General features: G+C 36.9%; 17 protein-coding genes and 1 riboswitch. Of the genes, 13 read left to right on the top strand and 4 right to left on the bottom strand.

The window, feature by feature from the left end:
* Positions 1–147: 147 nt before the first annotated feature.
* Entirely contained in the window at positions 148–399 is a 252-nt protein-coding gene (locus QDN89_RS12285; protein WP_280770434.1) for a YozQ family protein, read from the top strand.
* A 71-nt stretch (positions 400–470) separates the two neighbouring features.
* Here the strand turns inward: QDN89_RS12285 and QDN89_RS12280 are convergent, their stop codons facing one another.
* On the bottom strand, positions 471–1004 hold the full coding sequence (locus QDN89_RS12280) for a helix-turn-helix domain-containing protein (RefSeq protein WP_280770433.1): 534 nt from the start codon (positions 1002–1004) through the stop codon (positions 471–473).
* A 631-nt stretch (positions 1005–1635) separates the two neighbouring features.
* Between QDN89_RS12280 and sda the strand changes: the two genes are divergently transcribed.
* The 10 genes from sda to QDN89_RS12230 all read left to right on the top strand — a co-directional run bounded on the left by sda (position 1636) and on the right by QDN89_RS12230 (position 13236).
* Positions 1636–1755, top strand: coding sequence for a sporulation histidine kinase inhibitor Sda (sda, locus tag QDN89_RS12275; RefSeq protein ID WP_280770432.1), 120 nt, complete (start codon positions 1636–1638; stop codon positions 1753–1755).
* A 235-nt stretch (positions 1756–1990) separates the two neighbouring features.
* A complete protein-coding gene (gene nhaC / locus QDN89_RS12270) occupies positions 1991–3415 on the top strand; it encodes a Na+/H+ antiporter NhaC (protein ID WP_280770431.1) in 1425 nt (474 codons plus the stop codon).
* Between the two features lie 126 nt (positions 3416–3541).
* A complete protein-coding gene (locus tag QDN89_RS12265) occupies positions 3542–4240 on the top strand; it encodes a response regulator transcription factor (protein WP_280770430.1) in 699 nt (232 codons plus the stop codon).
* Entirely contained in the window at positions 4233–5642 is a 1410-nt protein-coding gene (locus tag QDN89_RS12260) for a sensor histidine kinase (RefSeq protein WP_280770429.1), read from the top strand. The genes QDN89_RS12265 and QDN89_RS12260 overlap by 8 nt, the downstream gene beginning before the upstream one ends.
* A 261-nt stretch (positions 5643–5903) precedes the next feature.
* A complete protein-coding gene (locus QDN89_RS12255) occupies positions 5904–6362 on the top strand; it encodes a hypothetical protein (protein WP_280770428.1) in 459 nt (152 codons plus the stop codon).
* Between the two features lie 121 nt (positions 6363–6483).
* Positions 6484–7104, top strand: coding sequence for a YpjP family protein (locus QDN89_RS12250; protein ID WP_280770427.1), 621 nt, complete (start codon positions 6484–6486; stop codon positions 7102–7104).
* 106 nt (positions 7105–7210) lie between these two features.
* Positions 7211–10540 carry an ATP-binding protein gene (locus tag QDN89_RS12245; protein ID WP_280770426.1) on the top strand — a complete coding sequence of 1110 codons (3330 nt, stop codon included), beginning with the start codon at positions 7211–7213 and terminating at the stop codon, positions 10538–10540.
* Between the two features lie 30 nt (positions 10541–10570).
* Positions 10571–11266 (top strand): response regulator transcription factor, encoded by a 696-nt coding sequence (locus tag QDN89_RS12240; protein ID WP_280770425.1) that lies wholly within the window; start codon positions 10571–10573, stop codon positions 11264–11266.
* A 463-nt stretch (positions 11267–11729) separates the two neighbouring features.
* Positions 11730–11822, top strand: a riboswitch (cyclic di-GMP riboswitch).
* Positions 11823–11856: 34 nt separating this feature from the next.
* Positions 11857–12015 carry an anti-repressor SinI family protein gene (locus tag QDN89_RS12235; RefSeq protein WP_280770468.1) on the top strand — a complete coding sequence of 53 codons (159 nt, stop codon included), beginning with the start codon at positions 11857–11859 and terminating at the stop codon, positions 12013–12015.
* Positions 12016–12261: 246 nt separating this feature from the next.
* Positions 12262–13236 (top strand): N-acetylmuramoyl-L-alanine amidase, encoded by a 975-nt coding sequence (locus QDN89_RS12230; protein WP_280770424.1) that lies wholly within the window; start codon positions 12262–12264, stop codon positions 13234–13236.
* A gap of 476 nt (positions 13237–13712) precedes the next feature.
* Here the strand turns inward: QDN89_RS12230 and QDN89_RS12225 are convergent, their stop codons facing one another.
* Positions 13713–13895: a YfhD family protein gene (locus QDN89_RS12225; protein WP_280770423.1), complete on the bottom strand. Its 183-nt coding sequence runs from the start codon at positions 13893–13895 to the stop codon at positions 13713–13715.
* A gap of 428 nt (positions 13896–14323) precedes the next feature.
* Between QDN89_RS12225 and cydD the strand changes: the two genes are divergently transcribed.
* Positions 14324–16054 (top strand): thiol reductant ABC exporter subunit CydD, encoded by a 1731-nt coding sequence (gene cydD, locus QDN89_RS12220; protein ID WP_280770422.1) that lies wholly within the window; start codon positions 14324–14326, stop codon positions 16052–16054.
* Positions 16051–17778 carry a thiol reductant ABC exporter subunit CydC gene (gene cydC / locus QDN89_RS12215; RefSeq protein ID WP_280770421.1) on the top strand — a complete coding sequence of 576 codons (1728 nt, stop codon included), beginning with the start codon at positions 16051–16053 and terminating at the stop codon, positions 17776–17778. Before cydD ends, cydC begins: the two co-directional genes overlap by 4 nt.
* Before the next feature lie 173 nt (positions 17779–17951).
* On the opposite strand, the gene QDN89_RS12210 is transcribed toward cydC, so the two are convergent.
* The gene (locus QDN89_RS12210) at positions 17952–19907 is read right to left on the bottom strand and encodes a CoA-disulfide reductase (protein ID WP_280770420.1); all 1956 of its coding nucleotides are present in this window, start codon (positions 19905–19907) and stop codon (positions 17952–17954) included.
* Between the two features lie 168 nt (positions 19908–20075).
* The gene (locus QDN89_RS12205) at positions 20076–20384 is read right to left on the bottom strand and encodes a hypothetical protein (RefSeq protein ID WP_280770419.1); all 309 of its coding nucleotides are present in this window, start codon (positions 20382–20384) and stop codon (positions 20076–20078) included.
* Positions 20385–20514: the final 130 nt, after the last annotated feature.

Here is a 20514-nt window from a genome sequence, read left to right as displayed (position 1 = left end):
ATAAAATCATTAAGATAAAGGAGTTTGTACATACATAATTTTGAATGTCTAAGCAACAATAATAGATAAATAGGACTGGCTAATCAACACGTGGTCATTAAAAGCTACATCTGTTGGGAAGATTCGACATCTAAGGGGGATCATTTAATGGGAAAAGACAACAAACAACAGAAAAAAGAAACAATGGACTTAGAAAATTTTCATCAATCAGATTACAAAAAAACAGACGAACAATCCAAAGGACTCGCCGTGACTCATGAACAAGTTTCGGATACGTTTACGAAAGGAACGATAGATGGGAAAGTTGATCAAGTTGATGAGGAAGGTAACTTAATTAGTCATGAAGGAGAAGAAATACAAAGGAAAAGAAAGGAGATGAAACGATCAGGTCATCTATAAATCAGCAATCGCAAAGCGTAACTTATACATAAATGTTACGCTTTTTGTGTGACTTCATGTTACATATCATCTTATACAAGATGAGAAATATCCGTTGAAACGGTTGTTCCACCAATGATTGTTCCATCCTCTTTAATTGGTGCTCCACATACGTCGTAGGTGTAAAGTTCTCCATTTGATAAGGGGAAAGTAATATTCCTGCGTATGAGAACACCATCTTTAATGACGTCGCTTTTTAGTTTCATTAATTCGATCGTACCAGAGTTATTTTTGATTTCTGTATCTTTTTTGCCTAAGATGTCAGAGTTATTAAAATCCGAGTGGGGATAAAATATCCATGTGTATCGTAAATCCAAATCAAAATGTGCAATAATAATCGAGCTATTATTTAGCGCAGTATAGAATGGGTCTGCCAATTCAGCGAAAAATGCAGCAGCATTAAATGATAAGGCCCGAGCAATTTTTTTGGCAACAGGAATGCTAGGATCACGTAAACCATTTTCAATTTGTGCGTAAAATCCACGGTCTATATATGCGATAGAAGCAACTTGTTGTTGCGTTAAATTTTTGTTTTTTCTAAGGTTTATTAGCCAATCTCTTTTCACTTTAATCACCTAGCACTTCTAAGAATTAGATGGACAAATTCCTGTTATTTTTACAATCTTATACTTCCCTAATCATTATATTTGTCAAAAACTGACTTATTAGATCAATCTGATAAAAACTATCATAGACATCTTTAGTATTTGCACATTTAGATGAATATCATAAGTTTTTTAGTTATTTTTCCATATCATTTCAGCAAGTTAGCTTTTTCAGAGTATTTAACAGTAAACTGATGAGCTGCTAAAATTCGAAGGAAAGTTGAGGGAAATAGAGGGTCTGCCAGATTGATAAAGCGAAGTTGTGTCGTTAACAGCATAACGGTACCGTTCTATTAAATAGTTATAAATATACTCAACCGTGCAATATATTTGTTCAAGTATTATAGTACCAAAAAAGGAAAGGCTTTTTTGCGTCTTATTGCCACATATTACAACCTTGATAGATGGTATTATGAAAATAACCCCTTTTTCATTCGCTTAAACCTAATTAAATAACGCTATAAGCCTCCATTCTAGTAATTGATCAAATGAAAAATAGGTTTAAAGGTGATGATATCGAATAGCCTTTTTTTATTATGTGAAAATACACGTTATTCGACTTTCGGATAAAAGGTGGTTGAGAGGTGAGTAAATGAATGAAATAGGAGATAAGCAGTTGGTTGAAGCGTATAATAGAGCGATTAAAATGAATTTAGATGTGGAATTTATTAAACTATTAAAAGCAGAAATGGTCAAACGAGGTTTGAGATAAATTTTATTGAGAAAAATTCTCTATTGTTAACCTAGTACGAATACTTTTTGGCGAGAACATCAATCACCGATTGACGTTCTCGCCTTTTTCTATTTAAAAAACGAATGATTGACTTTTTCCTTAGTGATCATTAAAATTGGATCGTTGCGCTTTAACACTTAAAAGCACTTAAGTGAATTTTCGGACTACTCCACCTATGTTCAATGTTATTCAGTTAAGAAAGAAGGGATGAATCATGAAAAATAAATCTGATCGACCAATAGAAGAGAATAACGACAAAAAGAAAGCTAAGACTGTCAGTGGGTGGGAAGCTTTTGCCGTTTTAGCTATTATTATCTCTACAATCGGCATTTCCTTGATCTTTTTAGGAGCAGAACCTCACGTGCCACTGTTTATGTCCATTATCATTCTTGTTGTATACAACCGAGTGAAAGGTCAATCGTGGACGATACTCGAAAATGGTATTGTGAAAGGAATTCAATCGGGTATCATCCCGTTAATGATTTTTTTGTTCATAGGTGTGTTAATTGCCGTCTGGATGAGGTCTGGGACGATACCAACACTTATAAATTATAGTTTTCATTTGATTTCCGTCGATTACTTTTTACCTAGTGTGTTTATTGTTACTGCTGTTATAGGGATTTCAGTCGGTAGTTCCTTTACGACGGCCTCAACGATAGGTATTGCATTTATGAGTTTAGGGAGTGCCTTAGGTTATGATCTCGCGATGGTAGCGGGAGCCGTTGTATCAGGAGCGTTATTAGGGGACAAAATGAGCCCTTTATCTGATACAACGAATCTTGCTTCTTCCGTGTGTAAAGTCGATCTTTTTGACCATATTCGTTATATGTTGTGGACAGCAGTTCCTGCTTTTGTGTTGAGTTTAGTCTTGTTTTTTCTCATAGGACATAATCAAGACCAAGTTGTGAGAACGGAAATAAATGAATGGATGACAGCTTTGCAGGAGTCGACAAATGTGCATGTCATTGCATTGGTTCCAGCTATTGTGATGGTTATTTTGGCGATGAAAAGAGTCCCTACGTTGCCTACAATGTTAACAGGTATTGGTGCTGGCTTTTTCATTACTCTCCTCCTTGAAGGGCAGGTTAACCCTCAAGAGTGGATGACGCTAATTCAACATGGTTTTGAAATGGAATCGGGTAATGAGCAAGTAGATTCCCTTTTGAATAGAGGTGGAATCCAAAGTATGATGTGGGCCGTTTCCTTACTACTCCTTGCTTTAAGTATGGGTGGAATGCTGTCAGCTTTAGGAACGATCCCAGCATTAATTCAAGCGATTCAACGTTTCGTTTCAACTACTGGACGTGCCGTACTTACTGTTGTTTTATCAGCAATCGGTTTGAATATCAGTTTAGGAGAGCAGTACATGTCCGTTGTGCTTACAGGTGAGGCGTTTATTGATAGATTCAAAGAGATGGGCTTAGAAGGGAAACATTTGTCTAGAGCACTCGAATCTGGAGGTACAGTGATTAATGCACTCATTCCATATGGTGTGACGGGTGTCTTTATGGCTAGCGTTCTCGAAGTGTCTGTGTTGAGCTACTTACCATTCGCTTTTTTCTGTTTATTATGTCCCCTTATTACGATCTTTTATGGTTTTACAGGAATTAGTATGAAAAAAAGAGAGATAAATGGTTAAGTTATTTAGAAACATGCCCTTCAATAGAAATTTCGTTAACATTCCGTTCATATTCTTGTGTAAAAATATAGTGAACTGCAGTATGCTATAAACGATGAGAAAGAGATGGCGGAAGGGTTGAGTAATATGAAACGTCCGATAAAAATCTTAACGATTGAGGATGATCCGAACATCACGGAATTAATTGATATGTATATGCTGAAAATGGGATACGATTCTGTTGTTGCTTCAGATGGAGAAAGAGGGTTGGAGCTTTATTTTGAGGAGGCCCCTGATTGTATTGTGTTAGATCTTATGTTACCAAAAATAGATGGATGGGATGTCTGTCGAACGATACGAATAGATGATGCATCGACACCAATTTTAATGCTTACAGGAAAAGGAGAAAGTTACGATATTGTCAAAGGGTTAGATATTGGTGCGGATGATTATATTGTGAAGCCATTTGATCCAAATGAATTAAGTGCAAGGGTGAAAGCAGCATTGAGAAGAACCAATAGGTCGTCGGACACGAAAGAGAATCTTACTTTTTCGAACCTTCATTTAAAAATGAAAGAGTTTAAGGTGTTCGTTGATCTAATGGAAGTACTCATGGCTCCAAGAGAAATGGAATTGCTTTATTATTTCGCTGCCAATCCTAAGCAAGTGTTGTCAAGGCAACAATTGTTAGATCGTGTATGGGGATTCGAATTCGACGGAGATCCACGCACGATAGATGTCCACATAAAACGAGTGAGAGATAAATTAGCTTGCCACGGTGCGAAGTGGTCGATTACAACAGTAAGGGGAATAGGTTATAGGTTTGAGGAGAAAGGCGATGTTTAAAACGAGTAAAATATTCATGAAGCTTTTTCGCAGTTACTCTCTGATCATTTTGCTGTCTTTTTTGCTCTTTGGACTCGTGTTCATTTACCTTTTTCATATTAATCTATATAAAAACTACGAAGAAACCTTTTCCCACCATTACGACAAAATAGAACAACATATGAACCTGGTAGATCGTTTTGAATGGAGTGAAAGCGAAATAAGTCTATCGTTAGAAGCAGCATTGAATCATAAAGATTTCAGCATTATTATTTACGACTCAGCTAATCATCCGCTGTTTATTCCAGACGATGAACGAGCGATGGAACATGAAATTGATTCAGCTCTGATTGAGAAAGCAGCTTCAACAAAGATGATTTCAGAAGGGATTAGAGTAGATGGGAATTTAAGTTATCTCATTGCGTCAAGCCTTCAAAATAACATACGTGGAGAAGAATCGCTTATCATGGCGATGGTATTTCATGATTTGGATCATCAATATAAAGAAATGATTGTCATGATTTTGATCACATTTACGATCACCATTGCGTTTGCTGGGATCATTCTTTGGTTTATTTCTCGAAAAATCACGGCTCCATTAAGGGAAATGAATCAGATTGCTTTAAAGTATGCGAAGGGGGACTTCTCTCCTTCGGTTGAAGTGAAAACAGACGACGAAATTGGTCAATTAGGAGAAACCTTCAATTACATGGCTGATGAGTTAAACAGCCTTGAAGAAATGCGAAAAGATTTTATAGCCAATGTGTCTCATGACCTAAGGTCCCCATTAACATCGATAAAGGGATTTTTAGTAGCCTTGCTTGACGGAACAATCCCAGAAAAACGAAAAGAACATTATTATTTATTAATGAAAGATGAAACAGAGAGAGTCATTAAATTAGTGAATGACACATTAGATATGACACAACTAGAAGCAGGCCAAATTAAATTAAACCGTGATCGTTACAATCTAACGAGGCAATTACAAAGAATTGTTGTGAAGTTAGAACCTCAATTGGATAAGAAGAGTATGAAGATTGAAATTATCCCAGATATAGAAGAATTATATGTATTTGCTGATAGAGACCGCATGGAACAAGCAATCCTCAATTTATTGCAAAATGCCATCCAATTCTCCAAACAACATTCTATCGTTTCTATTTTTCTAAATGAAAATCAGGACGGTGTTCAAGTCAAAATCCAAGATCAAGGAGAAGGCATACTGGAAGAAGATATTCAGCATATTTGGGAGCGATTTTACAAGACAGACAGGTCGCGTACGAATAAAGTAGGCACTGGAATAGGACTTTCTATCGTCAAGTCAATCATGGACCTACATGACGTAACGATTCATGTCGACAGTCAAATAGGGAAAGGTACTAGTTTTACATTCTCCCTTCCAATAAGTGTGGAAAATAAATAGAAGATCGGTCTCACTCTGTGCTACTCGGGTGAGACTTTTTAGATTTTAGAAAGGAAGTTCGCGTTCGTATAAACTGCAGATGTTATTCAGAATAGTTATATCATATTAAAAGTATTCTATTTGTTAACCTTCCGTTCACATTCCCTTGATAATCTTTATTTGTAAGGGAAAGACAATACGACCTCTTCCTCTTATAGTATTTTTCTTCGCTTATACACAAGGTTTAACATAGCCTAATTTATTAAAAAAAGGACGGATAACATGTATTCTACTTACTATATTTTTCATATTGTTGGTATAGCTTTATGGATTGGTTCATTTGCAGCATTTGGTTTTTTGTTGCGGTCGTTGGTTAATCAAAAGGAACCAATAGAAACATACTCCTTTGTTATAAAAAGGATACGATTATGGGTTAATACTGGCGTATTTCCAAGCTCATTCATTGTCATGATTACTGGTGTGCTGATGATACTACAATTTGATCGCGATACACTGCCGTTCTATTTGCAGTTTATGGAACAAGCGGGGTCTATAATTATCTTGTCTACGATCATATCTCTGGCTATTTATAGTAGAAAAATCAGTGGAAAACTTAATGGGAAAGAAATGAAAAAGGAAAAAAGTCTGGAGTCACTTACTCTTATGTATACGAACTTCCTTTTTGGCTCTGCGGCATTAGCATTGATTGTTGTGATTATTACAGGGATGAGGATAATTTAAAAAGGACAGGTATGTTAGGGAGATGTTACACTTTTCTAACAAATCAATAGTATGATAGACTTTTTCCTTTAACATGGTAAAATATAATAAAAGAGGTCGGAAAAATCAGAGGGGATATCAGATGAAACATTGGTTTAAGAAAATATCAGCCGTATTAATGACAATCATGACATTAGGAATGTATATTCCTCCAACATATATGGATGCTTCCGCAGAAGAAGACAAAGATAATCTCTTTCCTGCCAATGAAAATATGCAGAAGGATGTTGCCTTTTCTGATGTAGATGACCTTGAATCGATGTTCGATTCGGACCAAGACTTCTCGAGTATTGACTCAAGTGAAGATTATATTCAACTATTTACCGAGCAAGCAAGAGAGCAAACATTTTCAAAACTAGGTCCCCGAATTGCTAATAAAGTAGAAGATGATTTCATGACTGAAGTTTTTCCCGGCATGGAAGAAGTCATAACGAATATTTTAGATGAAATAGATGAAGAGGAATTTCCTTTTATAGAAATAAATGAACAACAGTCGTCTGTATATGGCGAAAAGATTTTTAACATTTATGATAATCAGTCAAAAGAAGATGTGGCTAGATTCCATGTACGAAGAGATTTACGTCCAAAAGAGGGATATTGGTTTAACTTTCATTATCATTTACGAGATGATAACTATGAAGAACATCACGCCATTGGCGAGATTTATTGGGATAAAAACACCCCACCGAAATGGATGTCATAACACTTAAGAGAGAATGTGCATGGAAGCGCATTCTCTTTTTGCTATAATGAAATTGATATATATTATCGAAACTCGTCTGAGGGGTAGGAAGGAGCATATTTTGTTGATGCTATTAAATAAAAAACTATTTGTTAGTTTTATTTTATGTTTTATCTTTTCTATCGTACTAATAGAAGATGTAGTAGATGCAATGGAAATTGTGGAACTAGAGGACTCCATCGATATGATTCCATTAGATGCATACATAGAAGTACTTAAAGAAACTGAGAATGAATGGACGATTGAGGATGTCACATCGGATGAATTTTCTGAAGAGTTCGAATTAAATCAAGGGAGTGCACCGAGTTATGGTTATACATCTTCTATTTATTGGGTAAGGTTTCAAGTGGACTACCAACAAGTCTCAGAAAAGTGGTTCCTCCAATTGGATAATCCTACGATGGATTATTTCACTTTGTACATGTCAGATAACGAAGTGGATTTTGAAAAAATGGAGATGGGGGATTTATACCCATTCGAACATAGGAAACTTAATAACCGTAATTTAATTTATCCTCTCTCCTTTTCGTCAGAAGGAATGTATACTTTTTATCTTCGATTTGATTCGAGAGGCTCCATGCAACTTCCACTTACATTGATGAATCAAGATGCTCTCATGAGTGATAGTACACAAGACTATATTTTCTTAGGGATGCTCGGTGGTATTGCTCTAGCCATGGCGCTTTATAATTTATTCGTCTATTTTTCATTAAGGCACCGTAGTTATTTGTACTACGTCTTATTTATTTTAATCAATTTGTTTACCTTTCTATCTTTCTCAGGTTTAGCCTATCAATTTATTTGGCCTGAAGCGATTTGGTGGAATAACCGTTCTATCGTTTTTTTCATGATAGCATCTAATATTCTCGCCCTTCTCTTTACGAATAGTTTCCTTGAACCATCTAAATTTATTCGAGGGATGAAAGCTTGGTTTTCCTTCTTTATATTACTGAACGTGATGATATTCATTATTTGGATTTTTTCTTATCCCTTAGCTCTTAATTTAATAGTTGTCATGACGGGTTTATCCGTTATATTTATCATTACTGTAGCTCTCATTACGTTGAGAAAGGGTTTTCGACCAGCACGTTTTTTCCTTCTTGCATGGAATGTCCTTGTTTTTGGAGTGATGATCTCTATTTTGACAGATGTTGGAGTGATTCCCTTCACATTTTTCTCAAAATACGCTTGGCAGATGACAACATCTGCGGAATTAATTTTGCTGTCTTTTGCTTTAGCTGACAAGATTAATACGATGAGAGTAGAGAAAGAGAAAGCAGAAAAGGAAGCGATTGAAAGCCAACAAGAAGTGCTAGCAAACTTGAAACGAACAGATAAAATGAAAGATGAATTTCTGGCGGTGACCTCTCATGAATTAAGAACACCATTGAACGGTATCATTGGCATTGCGGAATCGATGCACGACGGTGCGGCTGGTAAACTGAACGATCCGGTAAAAGAAAATTTATCAATGATTATTGTAAGTGGAAAAAGATTAGCTCATTTGATTAATGAAATTGTTGATTTTTCCAAGCTAAATAATCGCGATATGGACTTATCCTTAAAAGAAGTAGATGTAAAAGAAGTTGTTGATATGGTTGTGAACATATGTAGACCGCTTCTGAAAAATAAACCTATTACGTTAGAAAATGAATTACAAAACCCCTTACCAAGTGGGCTTGCTGATGAAAATAGATTTCAACAAATTCTATATAATTTAATAGGAAATGCAATCAAATATACGGAAGCGGGCAGAGTAGTGATTCGTGCAGATGTAGAAGAGGACTTTATTAAAATAGAAGTAGCTGATACGGGAATTGGAATTCCTGAAGACAAATTAGAATCAATTTTTTTACCATTTGTCCGAGTTGATAAAGAGGAAGATGGATATGTTGAAGGCATGGGAATAGGTCTTAACATATCGAAAAGGTTTGTAGAGTTACAAGGTGGAAAAATGACAGTGGTATCAGAGGAAGGGGCTGGTTCTGTTTTCAGTTTTACCATTCCAAGGTATAAATATGATGAAAAGAAAACGGGGGAAAGTTTACCAACGAAGCCTATAGCGTTGGAAGCACCTTTGTTATCCGTGGAACAAAAAGAGCGTGCTATCGAAAATAATAATGGGAAAAAGATATTGGTAGCCGATGATGAGCCGATAAATTTACAAATATTAATAAATTATTTAACATTAGAAGGATATCAAGTGGTGACGGCGTCTAGTGGTCAAGAAGCAATCGATAGTCTAGAAAAAGACCCTTCTTTTGACTTAGTTATATTAGATATTATGATGCCAAAAGTATCAGGGTATAAAGTTTGCCATGAGATTAGAAGAACGTACTCTTTTTCGGAACTTCCAGTTTTAATGTTAACGGCAAAAAATAATATAGAAGATCGTTTAGCTGCATTCGAAGCAGGAGCAAATGATTACTTAGTTAAACCTTGTGATAAAAGAGAACTGTTAGCTAGGACAAAAACATATATTCATTTAAGTGAGGCAGTGCGAGAAACGAAAGCACGAGCCCGACAATTAAATACGATGAATGTTAAACTAAAAGAAATGAACGATATATTGGAAGAAAAAGTAATTGAGAGAACCAAAGAACTAGCTGAAAAAAATGTTCAATTGAATAAGAAGAATGATAAATTAGTCAATTTAGAAGAATCCAGGATTCAATTATTATCAAATATTTCTCACGAGTTAGGTACGCCTATTACCTTTTTACAAGGCTATGTGCAAACGGTTAAGGAAGGTTTTATAGATGCGAACAATCCAAAATATTTAGATCTAGTGGAAAATAAAGTGAAACTATTAGATCGACTTATCCATGACTTATTTGATCTAGTGAAATTTGAATCTGGTAAAATGAGTATGAAAATTGAAAATGTGGAAATACGTAGTTGGTTATCTCAAGTTCATGAGAAGTTTGTTTTTGATATTGGAACGGAGTCTATTTTTTTTCCGGAGCCTCTCATAACTAATTTAGATAAAGGTAAAGAGGGAATTCTCTCAATTGATTTTGAACGGATGGACCAAGTGTTTACAAATCTTTTTCACAATGCGATGAAACATACTTCTAAAAACGGAAAAATTGAACTATTCGCTTCCGTTTGTTTTAACAATGAAGATGATTCACTGATTGAGTTTGATGGAAAAGTTTTAATAGAAGTAAGAGATAATGGAAGTGGGATAGATGAACACTCATTACCTTATGTGTTTGACCGTTTTTTCAAAGAAAGTTCTAACGATAATGATAGGAGTGGCACGGGATTAGGTCTTGCAATTACCAGAGAAATTGTTGAGTACCATAAAGGTGAGATATGGGTGGAAAGTGAAAAAGGAATATTTACGTCTTTTTTCATAACATTACCAATCATACTTATAGATAAGTCTAATTGAACCAAAACTCTTCTTTAAGGGGTGTGAAAGATGGGGGAAAATAAAATTCTCATAGTTGAAGATGATCAAGACATACGTGAACTGACTTCCTTATACCTTCAGAAAAAAGGATTTGATGTTTTCACTGCAGAGAACGGTGTCGTAGCATTGGAAATGGCAAAAGAAGAATCTCCTGAGTTAATTTTATTGGATGTACTTTTACCTGGAATGGAAGGTTTTGATGTGTGTAAAAAATTAAGAGAGCACACAGAAGTTCCAATTATATTTATGAGTTGCAAGAGATCTTCTAATGATAAGGTGAGAGGATTGAACGCAGGTGGAGATGACTATATTACGAAACCGTTTGACCTTGCAGAATTAGAGGCTAGAATCAAAGCCAACTTACGAAGAAATGTTTCACTCAGTCGACCCAAAAAAAATCGCATCCTATCATCCGGCGGAGTTTCTATTGATCTGAATAGTTTTGACGTATATGTGAAAGGCAACCAAGTATCGTTATATGCAAAAGAACTGCAGCTCCTTTTGCTATTTTTAAAAAACCCAAATCAAGTTTTTAGCTCGGAACAGCTCTATAACCAAATATGGGGAGTCGATCAATATGGAGACTTAAAAACAGTTTCTGTTCACATTCGAAACTTACGAAAAAAAATAGAAGAAAATCCGGCCAATCCAGCTTATATCCAAACGGTGAGAGGTTTCGGCTATAAGTTCAAAGAAGAGAAATAGAAGAAATTAGGAATTGTTGGATTGCACTGTCTAAAAAGGGAAAATAGAAAGTACTGTGTTATTAAAGCGTGAAATTGTTTGAAACACCTGTAATATTATGTCATTCTATTGATGTCTCTAAAAACAGAAATAAAGATACAAACCCTTGTTCTATAGTGATTTTCTTTTTAAGTTACAGATGTTAGTGCCCAATGAATTGTCATTTGGTGGTATTCTTTAACTAAATAATTGAATTTTTGTGACGTGAAAATCATTCTAAAAAAGAATGATTTTTTTCCTTTATTTAACTTGGTTTTAACCTTAGCCGTGTATATTTAAATTCAGACAGGTTGACTAAGTCATAGACATTCATTCAATGGACTGCTAGGTTAAAAGGTTTTACATGGTGAAAAGTCGGAAAATTCAAACGTTAAGGAGAGGGGAAGATTTGGTTTTGCTCATCGGTTTGAAAAAAAACTCTCCTACTAGTTAAAGGCAAACTTGTCTAAAGGCAAGGACGCAAAGCTACGGGTCTAAGGGTCTTCAACTTCGGACTTATGATCGCCGAGCTACCTATTAGGCACTTGTGGGGAAGGAGGTCTAGGGCCGTGATGGAAAAAATGTACACAACCTTAGACAAAGAATGGGAGCAAATGATGACAGAGGCAAGAAAAATTGGATTGAAGCCAGAAGACGTCCGGAAATTTCTTAGACAAAAATCAGCAGAACAGCATTTCAATGTGAATGAAGCCTCAGGAAACGTATCTTAATGATACTTCTTACGATACTTAGGTAGTAATTCGCACGATGTCGATAAAATAAATAAGTTTAGCTGATTTTATGAAAGCTGCTCCAAATTGGAACAGCTTTTTTTCTTATGATAAAAAGCAACAATTTTTTAGAAAAGAACCAAAAATTAATAGAAAATCGTCAGTTGTCCAATCAACTATTCTCAACCATTCATGTAATAAAAGGAATGAGATTTTGGAACAAAGATCAGTTTAGGAGGAGAAATAATGGTTAAAATCTTTATAGATCCTGGTCATGGTGGGAGTAATATTGGAGCGGAAGGGAATGGAATGCAAGAGAAAGATATAGTTTTGGACATTTCCAAACGAATCGTTACTCAATTAAGCGACTACAGTGGTGTTGAAACGAGAATGAGTCGAAAAGATGATCGATTTGTTTCGTTATCGGATCGAGCGGAGCAAGCAAATACATGGGGAGCAGATTACTTTATTTCTGTTCATGTGAATGCTGCAGGCGGAAGTGGTTTTGAAACATATATTTGGAGTGGCGATGTACCTGAAGAAACAACAAGAAAGCAAGGGGTTATGCACGCTGCAATTATTGATGAAATTAACGAAACAGACCGGGGGAAAAAACGAGCAGATTTTGCTGTCCTTCGGGAAACGAGTATGCCTGCCATTTTAACAGAAAACCTATTTATTGATGATCCTGATGACGCTGCAAAATTAGCTGATAGTGATTTTTTGGAACAAATCGCGCAAGGTCATACAAATGGGATTGTGACTTTATATCAGTTAGATGAAAATGGATCTGGTGAGGTGGATGAACAAGATGATGATGACACTTTATCACAAGGGACAATGAGTACGATTCAGTCGACATTAAACAATCGATATGACCTTTCCATCGCTGTAGATAACATTTATGGACCGGAAACAGAAAGTGCGTTAATAAAAGCATTGCAAAGAGAGTTAAATAGTCAATTCAATCGTGATCTTAAGGTAGATGGAATTTGGGGACCAAACACGAGAAGGGCTGTCATCAATGTTCGAAGAGGCGCACAAGGCAATATCACTTGGATGATTCAAGCGACTCTTTTTGGTAAAGGTTTTCCCCCAGGGCAGATTGATGGCATTTACGGACCTCAAACAGAGGCGTCAGTTAGAGAATTTCAAGAGTATGAAGGGATAACTGTGGATGGAATAGTTGGTAGAGAAACTTTTTCGGCAATGTTTGGCTAACAGCGGAATTGAGGGGGATGAATGGAATTAGTGACCTAAAAGACGTCAAAAAAGCTAATTAGGGTCACTAAAGGAGGGCACTAGTGACCATTGAATTGAAAAAAGAGCAATCATGGGTCACTAGTCGGTAGCCTTAGTGGAATTAATTCGTTTGCCAGTAAGTGAATGGAAATAAAAGCTAATCCAATAAGGAAGGCATCAATAGACATTTTTCAAACTCCTTCGATCATCATAGTTTTCTATATAGTTTCCTAATGAAAGGGAAGTTGGACTAAAAAATAAGCTTTTTGATGATTCACTGTTAATGTTGAAAATGACACTGGAATTCTTCGAGTAATTACTCAGTTTCCTCGGAAAAAATGTGGGATTTTTTGTACGACATGCGTCTCCTAGATTTTAACAGGATTAACAGGCTTAACAAATCATCAACATCAAAAAGACACTAGGTGCAAATTCAAACCTAATGTCTTTTTGAGTTATTTCTTTTTTCGTTCGACTTCGGTTGGAGGATAACCGGGATTAGCATGAAGATCGTAGAGATCGTCCAGTTCTTTCGCTATTTCCAAATCCGAATCGTCCCTTACGATATCTTTTGTCGGTGTTTGAGGTAGTTTTTGTTTATTTTTATCACGAGCACGTCTATTTCTTGTGCTGCCCATATGAACAACTCCTTTATTCCTAATATTTCCCATCAAAGAAAGCAAGGTATTCCACTAGAAAGTCGACCGCATTGTCCACTGCAATCTAAGGGTGGAAGGATGTCCGCCAATTTTTGTAGCGTCTCGTCTTTCCCACGGGAGACTCTCGGCTTTTTCTAATATCAACATTAACCTTTAACATAGCTTTTGAGAAAACATAAAAGGATATGTTATGAAAAACATGGATTATTAATAATTTCAGCTAACAAACGGAAAAAATGATAAGCTTACGGAGAGAAATTTATCTGTTTGTCACAAAAGTGTCATAATATAATGAAGCATCTTTTGTGCGATCTATAAAGGCATCCTTTAAAATAGAAGGTATTAACCCTATAAACAAAGTGGAAAATGAAGATAGCACATTAACTTCCGTTAGGAGATCATTCGATATGAATCAACTTAAGCAAATGGCACAATCCCAGAGAAAAAGCAGGTCAACTCTGATGGTATCATCTATTTTGATCGGTTTATCGATCATTGCCCAAGCGTATTTTATTGTGGCAATTGTCGATCATGTATTTTTGAACGATGGAACATTTCAAGATATTATCCCTTGGTTAGGGGGACTTTTCATTGCCCTATTAGCTCGTGCAATGTTTTCTTATGTGAATGGTCGAACAGGTTTAAGGATGGCATCAAAGGTCAAATCTGATATTCGAAAACAGTTATTACAAAAATATGCTCGAAATCCTATGCAAGCTTCGATCAAAGGACAATCAGGAGAAAAAGTCAGCGTCATGCTTGATTCAGTAGATGAAATTGAAAGTTACTTTCGTCATTATTACCCGCAAATGATTCAATCGACCATCGTACCACTGATGATGTTAGTTGCTGTTTTTTCATACAACTGGGTTTCTGGAGTTATTTTAGTTGTGACGGCACCGTTTATTCCTATTATGATGATCATTATCGGGAAAAACACACAGAAAAAATCAGAAGAACAAATGGAAAAGATGGCTGTTTTTTCAGGAAGGTTTTTAGATATATTGCAAGGACTGTCAACACTGAAGTTTTTTGGACGTGCGAAAGACAAAAGAGAAGACATTCGAAATAGCAGCATCGATTATCGAGAAGCGACGATGGATGTGTTGAAAATCGCCTTTTTATCTTCGCTTATGCTTGAATTTATTTCTATGCTCAGTATTGCGCTAGTAGCTTTAGAAGTGGGGCTTAGACTCGTTATTTACGATCAGTTAACATTTTTCACAGCATTTTTTGTCCTCATTCTTGTCCCTGAGTTTTTTGCTTCTCTTAAAGAGTTAGGAAGCGCCTTTCATACAGGGAGAGGAAGTATGGGCGCAGCAACTCGCATATCAGATGAATTAGAAGAAGAAGAGCTACCAGTTCATTGGGGAGATAAATCGCTTGATGTGAGTGGAGGTCCACCCACGATAGACCTTCGTGGCGTGCATTTCTCTTATGGAGAAAATCGGTTTGCATTAAAACAAATCGATGCGAATGTACCACCAAATAGTGAGGTAGCGATTGTTGGACGAAGTGGTGCAGGGAAAACGACCTTGCTTCATTTGCTGTCTGGTCTAATAGCGCCAACGGATGGATCGATCGATGTAGAAGGACGTCCGTTATTTGATTACAAGGAATCAGATTGGTTTCATCAACTAAGTTATATCTCACAAAATCCATACCTTTTTTCTGGAACAATAGAAGAAAACATTGCATTAGGATTAACGGATTTTTCTAGAGAAGAAGTCGTGGAAGCGGCAGAACAAGCAGGAATTGCCGAGATGATTTCAAAGCTTGATAAAGGGTACGACACGAAAATCGGTGAAGGGGGAAGAGGGTTATCTGGTGGAGAAAAGCAGCGAGTTGCTATCGCTAGAGCCTTTCTGAAAAAACCGACAGTGATCCTTTTTGATGAACCGACAGTTGGCCTTGACTTGAAAACAGAGCAAATTTTGCAACGATCAATGAAAAAACTTGGTCACTCGTCTACGGTCATCACTGTTGCACACAGACTTCATACGATCATGAGAGCGGACCAAATTTTATTTATCGAAGATGGAGAATTAGTTGCAAATGGAACGCATGACGAACTACTACGTAGCTCGCCATCTTACAAAAACATGGTGCGTGTTCAGCAAGGAGGCGATGCAGGATGAGAGAAATAAGCATGATCATCACACTGATGTTAAAAGAGAAAAAAGATGTCCTGTTATCCATTTTATATGGGTTCCTTGCAGGTATGGGGGCCGTTGCGGTATTTGCCAACAGTGGTTACTTGATCTCAAAAGCGGCCATCATGCCACCACTATATGTGCTAACGGTGAGCATTGCTTTGCTGAAGTTGTTTAGCTTCACACGAGCACTAAGCCGATATGCGGAACGATACTATTCTCACCGAGCAACATTTACAATATTAAGTAACTTACGCGTGCATTTTTTCGAAAAAATCATGCCGTTAGCGCCGCAAATCTTTCAGAAATACCGTAGCGGGGATTTATTGTCTCGTATTGTTGGCGATGTAGAAAGTTTGCAAAACTTCTTTTTACGAGTATTTTATCCACCATTTGTGATGGTGACCGTATTTTTAGCGACGATTGCATTTACGATGTTTTTCTCCATATATATTGGTCTGATCTTAATCGTTGGAGTTGTTCTTACTGGCTTTGCCATTCCTGCTTGGTTTGCTGTTAAACAAAGCCATTTGGAAAGGCAAGTAAGAGAACAACGAGGTCAATTATCCGTATCAGCGACAGAATTTCTGTATGGGTTTCGAGATTTGAAAATCCATCAAAAATTAGCTAAGCAAGAAAGTGATTTAATCGATGCTTCGGATGCATACATTCATGAACAAGAAAAGGACGGGAGACGAGCGTTGTTTAGTCAATCATTGAATAATGGCATTACGATGATCATTTCTTGGTTTGTCCTAGCAGTAGGCGCTTACTTCGTTTCAATAGGAGAACTAGAGGGTGTTTTCCTTGCAATGCTCGTGATGGTTTCTTTAACAGTATTTGAGAACGCTGTGCCAATGGCGGCTTTTCCGAATCATTATGAAGAAAGTCGTTTAGCTGCAGCGAGGTTGTATTCTGTAGTAGAGAACGAAGAAGCTGAGCAAACGAGGTCGGAGGAGGTTCTTGAGAAACTAGAGAATAGTCAACCATGGTCACTTACGATGGAAAACCTTACGTTTACTTATCCATTTGAAGACCGACAAGCCTTGCATGACATTAATTTAAACATCCCGATTGGTTCAAAAACTGCCATTGTAGGTCCGAGTGGATCGGGGAAATCAACGTTACTCCAATTATTTTTAAAAGTGTACGAAGCGGATAGTGGACATGTACTCATCAATGGAAAAGACGTCCGTAAAGTAGAAGAAGAATCCATATGGTCTGGAACAAATACCCTTCTCCAAGATCATCATTTTTTCTATGGCACGATTCGCGAAAATTTACAGCTCGCTAAAGACGGCTTAACAGATCTACAGATGAATGAAGCGTTGGCCAACGTAAAGCTAGAAGATTTTTCGCTAGATGATTCGGTGCTTGAAAAAGGCGAAAACCTTTCAGGTGGTGAGAAACAACGTTTATCGATAGCAAGAGCGTTATTAAAAGGAAGTCGCCTCTGGTTATTAGATGAACCAACGTCATCAGTCGATGTGTTAACCGAAAAAGTCATTTATGAGCACGTTTTTGATCAAGCATCAAACGATACATTACTACTCGTGAGTCACCGCTTAACAGGGTTGGAAAAAATGGACCGTATCGTTGTCATGAACGAAGGGACGATATTAGAAACAGGAACGTACGATCAATTAATGAAGCAAAAAGGCTATTTTTATGAGATGAAACAAATTGAAAAGAGTGTTTTTTCAGCTTGATAATTATGAGAGCAGACTTCGGAAATAAGAAGTCTGCTTTTTGTTATCTAAAGTAAATACAACAAACAGTTTCGATTCACTCTTATACAGACTTTTTAATAGAGATAAAAATGATTTCTACTACCAAAGAAAGAACCCACCAAATTGGTGGGTTCTGTTCATTAGGGAGTAGCTTATTTCACTTTTGATAACGTTCCTTTAGCAATGATCGCATGAATATTGTCTTTGCTAGTATTTCGTTCTACTAACGTGTTGCCGTTGCTTTTGCACCATGCGTCAACATCACGAGCAAATCCAGGATCTGTTACAGAGATTTTTACTGTTTGACCATCTTCTAGTTCTTTCATTGCTTTGTGTAAATTCATGATCGGACCTGGACAAGAAAGGCCAGTAGCATCAATAATGACGTCTGCTTCTTTCGTTGAAGACTCATTTGAAATCTCATTTTTTTCACGCTTCAAGTCATCTTGGAAAGAGTCAGAACAGACATTTTTCACACAAGAATACGTTTTGTATCCACCGCTCAGATTAATTGGTTGGAATCCGTTTTGCTCAAGGATTCTTGTGGCCAAGTACCCTCTTAAGCCTACTTGACACGTAATATAAATCGGCTGCTCCGCTGGTAATTCCGTTAGACGGTCACGTAATGTGTCTAGTGGAATGTTGACGGAACCTGGGATTGAGCCCATTTCCACTTCTAACGGATCGCGGACATCAACGAGGTATCCACCATTTGCGACGATCTCGTCAATTTTATCATGATGAACGATCTCTAATTCCCCATCTGCTACGTTGGATGCCACGTAACCGAGCATATTTACTGGATCTTTTGCCGAAGAATATGGTGGTGCATAGGCTAATTCTAGTTCTGGCAAGTCGTATACAGTTAATTTCCCTTTAATAGCAGTTGCAATGACATCAATTCGCTTATCGACTCCGTTAATACCAACACCTTGGGCACCATAAATGGTTCCATCTTCAGGATTGAACGTAAGTTTTAATGAAACTGGGAACCCTCCAGGATAATAACCAGCATGAGAAGCAGGGTGAACGTGAATGGCTTGATAAGGAACGCCTAGCTTTTTCAATGTTTTTTCGTTATTACCTGTTGCAGCAACGGTTAAATCAAATACTTTCGCAATCGCTGTACCTAATGTCCCTTTATAAGCGATATTTTTTCCATAAATATTATCTGCTACAATTCTTCCTTGACGGTTTGCAGGCCATGCAAGTGGCACCATTGTTGGCGTTTGTTGATTATAATCTTTTACTTCAATCGCGTCCCCGATCGCAAAAATGTTAGTGTCCGCTGTTCTTAACGTTTCGTCAACGATGATTCCACCGCGCTCACCGACTGGCAAGTTAGCAGAAACGGCTAATTCATTTTCAGGACGAACCCCGATAGATAAAATTGTGAGGTCACTCTCTAATTTTTGTCCGCTTTGTAAAACGATATTCTTTCCGTTGTCCGAAAAAGATTTCACACCATCATTTAAAATTAATCTCGCTTTACTGCGAAGGTGATCGTGAACGATTGCAGCCATTTCGTAATCAATAGGAGCCATGACTTGATTAGCCATTTCCACGATCGTAACGTCAATTCCACGCTCATGAAGGTTCTCTGCCATTTCCAAACCAATGAATCCACCACCAACAATTACTGCTTTCTTAGGTGTCTTGTCGTCAACCCATGCTTTGATTTTATCTGTATCTGGAATGTTTCTTAATGTAAACACATTGTCCGTATCATTCAACCCTGGAATAGGAGGAACGATCGGTCTTGCACCAGGAGATAGAACCAACTGGTCATAAGATTCTGTGTACTCTTCCCCTGAAGCAACTTTTTTGACTGTTACGGTTTGATCTTCACGGTTAATTTTTGTAACTTCCGTTAAGTTGCGAATATCGAGATTGAATTTTTGTGACATTCCTTCAACTGTTTGTACGAGAAGTTTATCTCGATCTTCAATCGTTCCACCGATGTAGTATGGAAGCCCGCAGTTAGCGAATGAAATGTGTTCTCCTTTTTCAAAAACAACGATATGAGATGTTTCATCAATACGACGAAGCCTTGCAGCAGCCGTAGCTCCACCTGCGACTCCACCGACAATAATAATTTTCTTAGACATTATAATTACCTCCAAATGTATTGTTTATTTCTATTGTTTTAATACCTATAAGGGTATATTAAACGATTATTAACACTATGTAAATGCCTTTAAAGGATAAGATGTGACTGTTCTGTGAAACATGACACAAATAAAAAAGAAGCCTTATATGGGAAGGCTTCTACAAAGTTAGTTATTTTGTTTTTCTGCGATTTTTTTATATTTCTCTAAAACTCTAGAGTCATGGTTCGGATAATTAGCTTCAAGGAAATCTTGAAAGTGAGAACCGTAAGTCATTATCGTTTTCTTTGTTCCAAACGGTTTCCAAAATAATTTGTTCAAGTAATACTCCCATTCTTCCAAATCCCCTGAGAGATTGTCTCCTCTTTCAAATCGGTGAGTAAGTTCTTCTAATTGCACACGAACAAGACCGATGTTCATGAAATAAATCACAAATAAGATGAGTAAAACACCGCTAATAATAATAAAAGTCCACATGAACGATTCCTCCTTCTTGCTCATTACGATGCAGGGTGAACATAAAAAAATCATAACATGTAACCGATATTTTTGTCGTCAAAAAAGAGGTTGCAAGAATACTAGAATGTTGTGTTAGTAATTGAAATAC

The organism is Salipaludibacillus daqingensis (assembly GCF_029891575.1).
GTDB lineage: Bacteria > Bacillota > Bacilli > Bacillales > Salisediminibacteriaceae > Salipaludibacillus > Salipaludibacillus daqingensis.
Note: the sequence above shows the minus strand (reverse complement) of the source record. Positions and strands in the feature narration are given on the sequence as shown.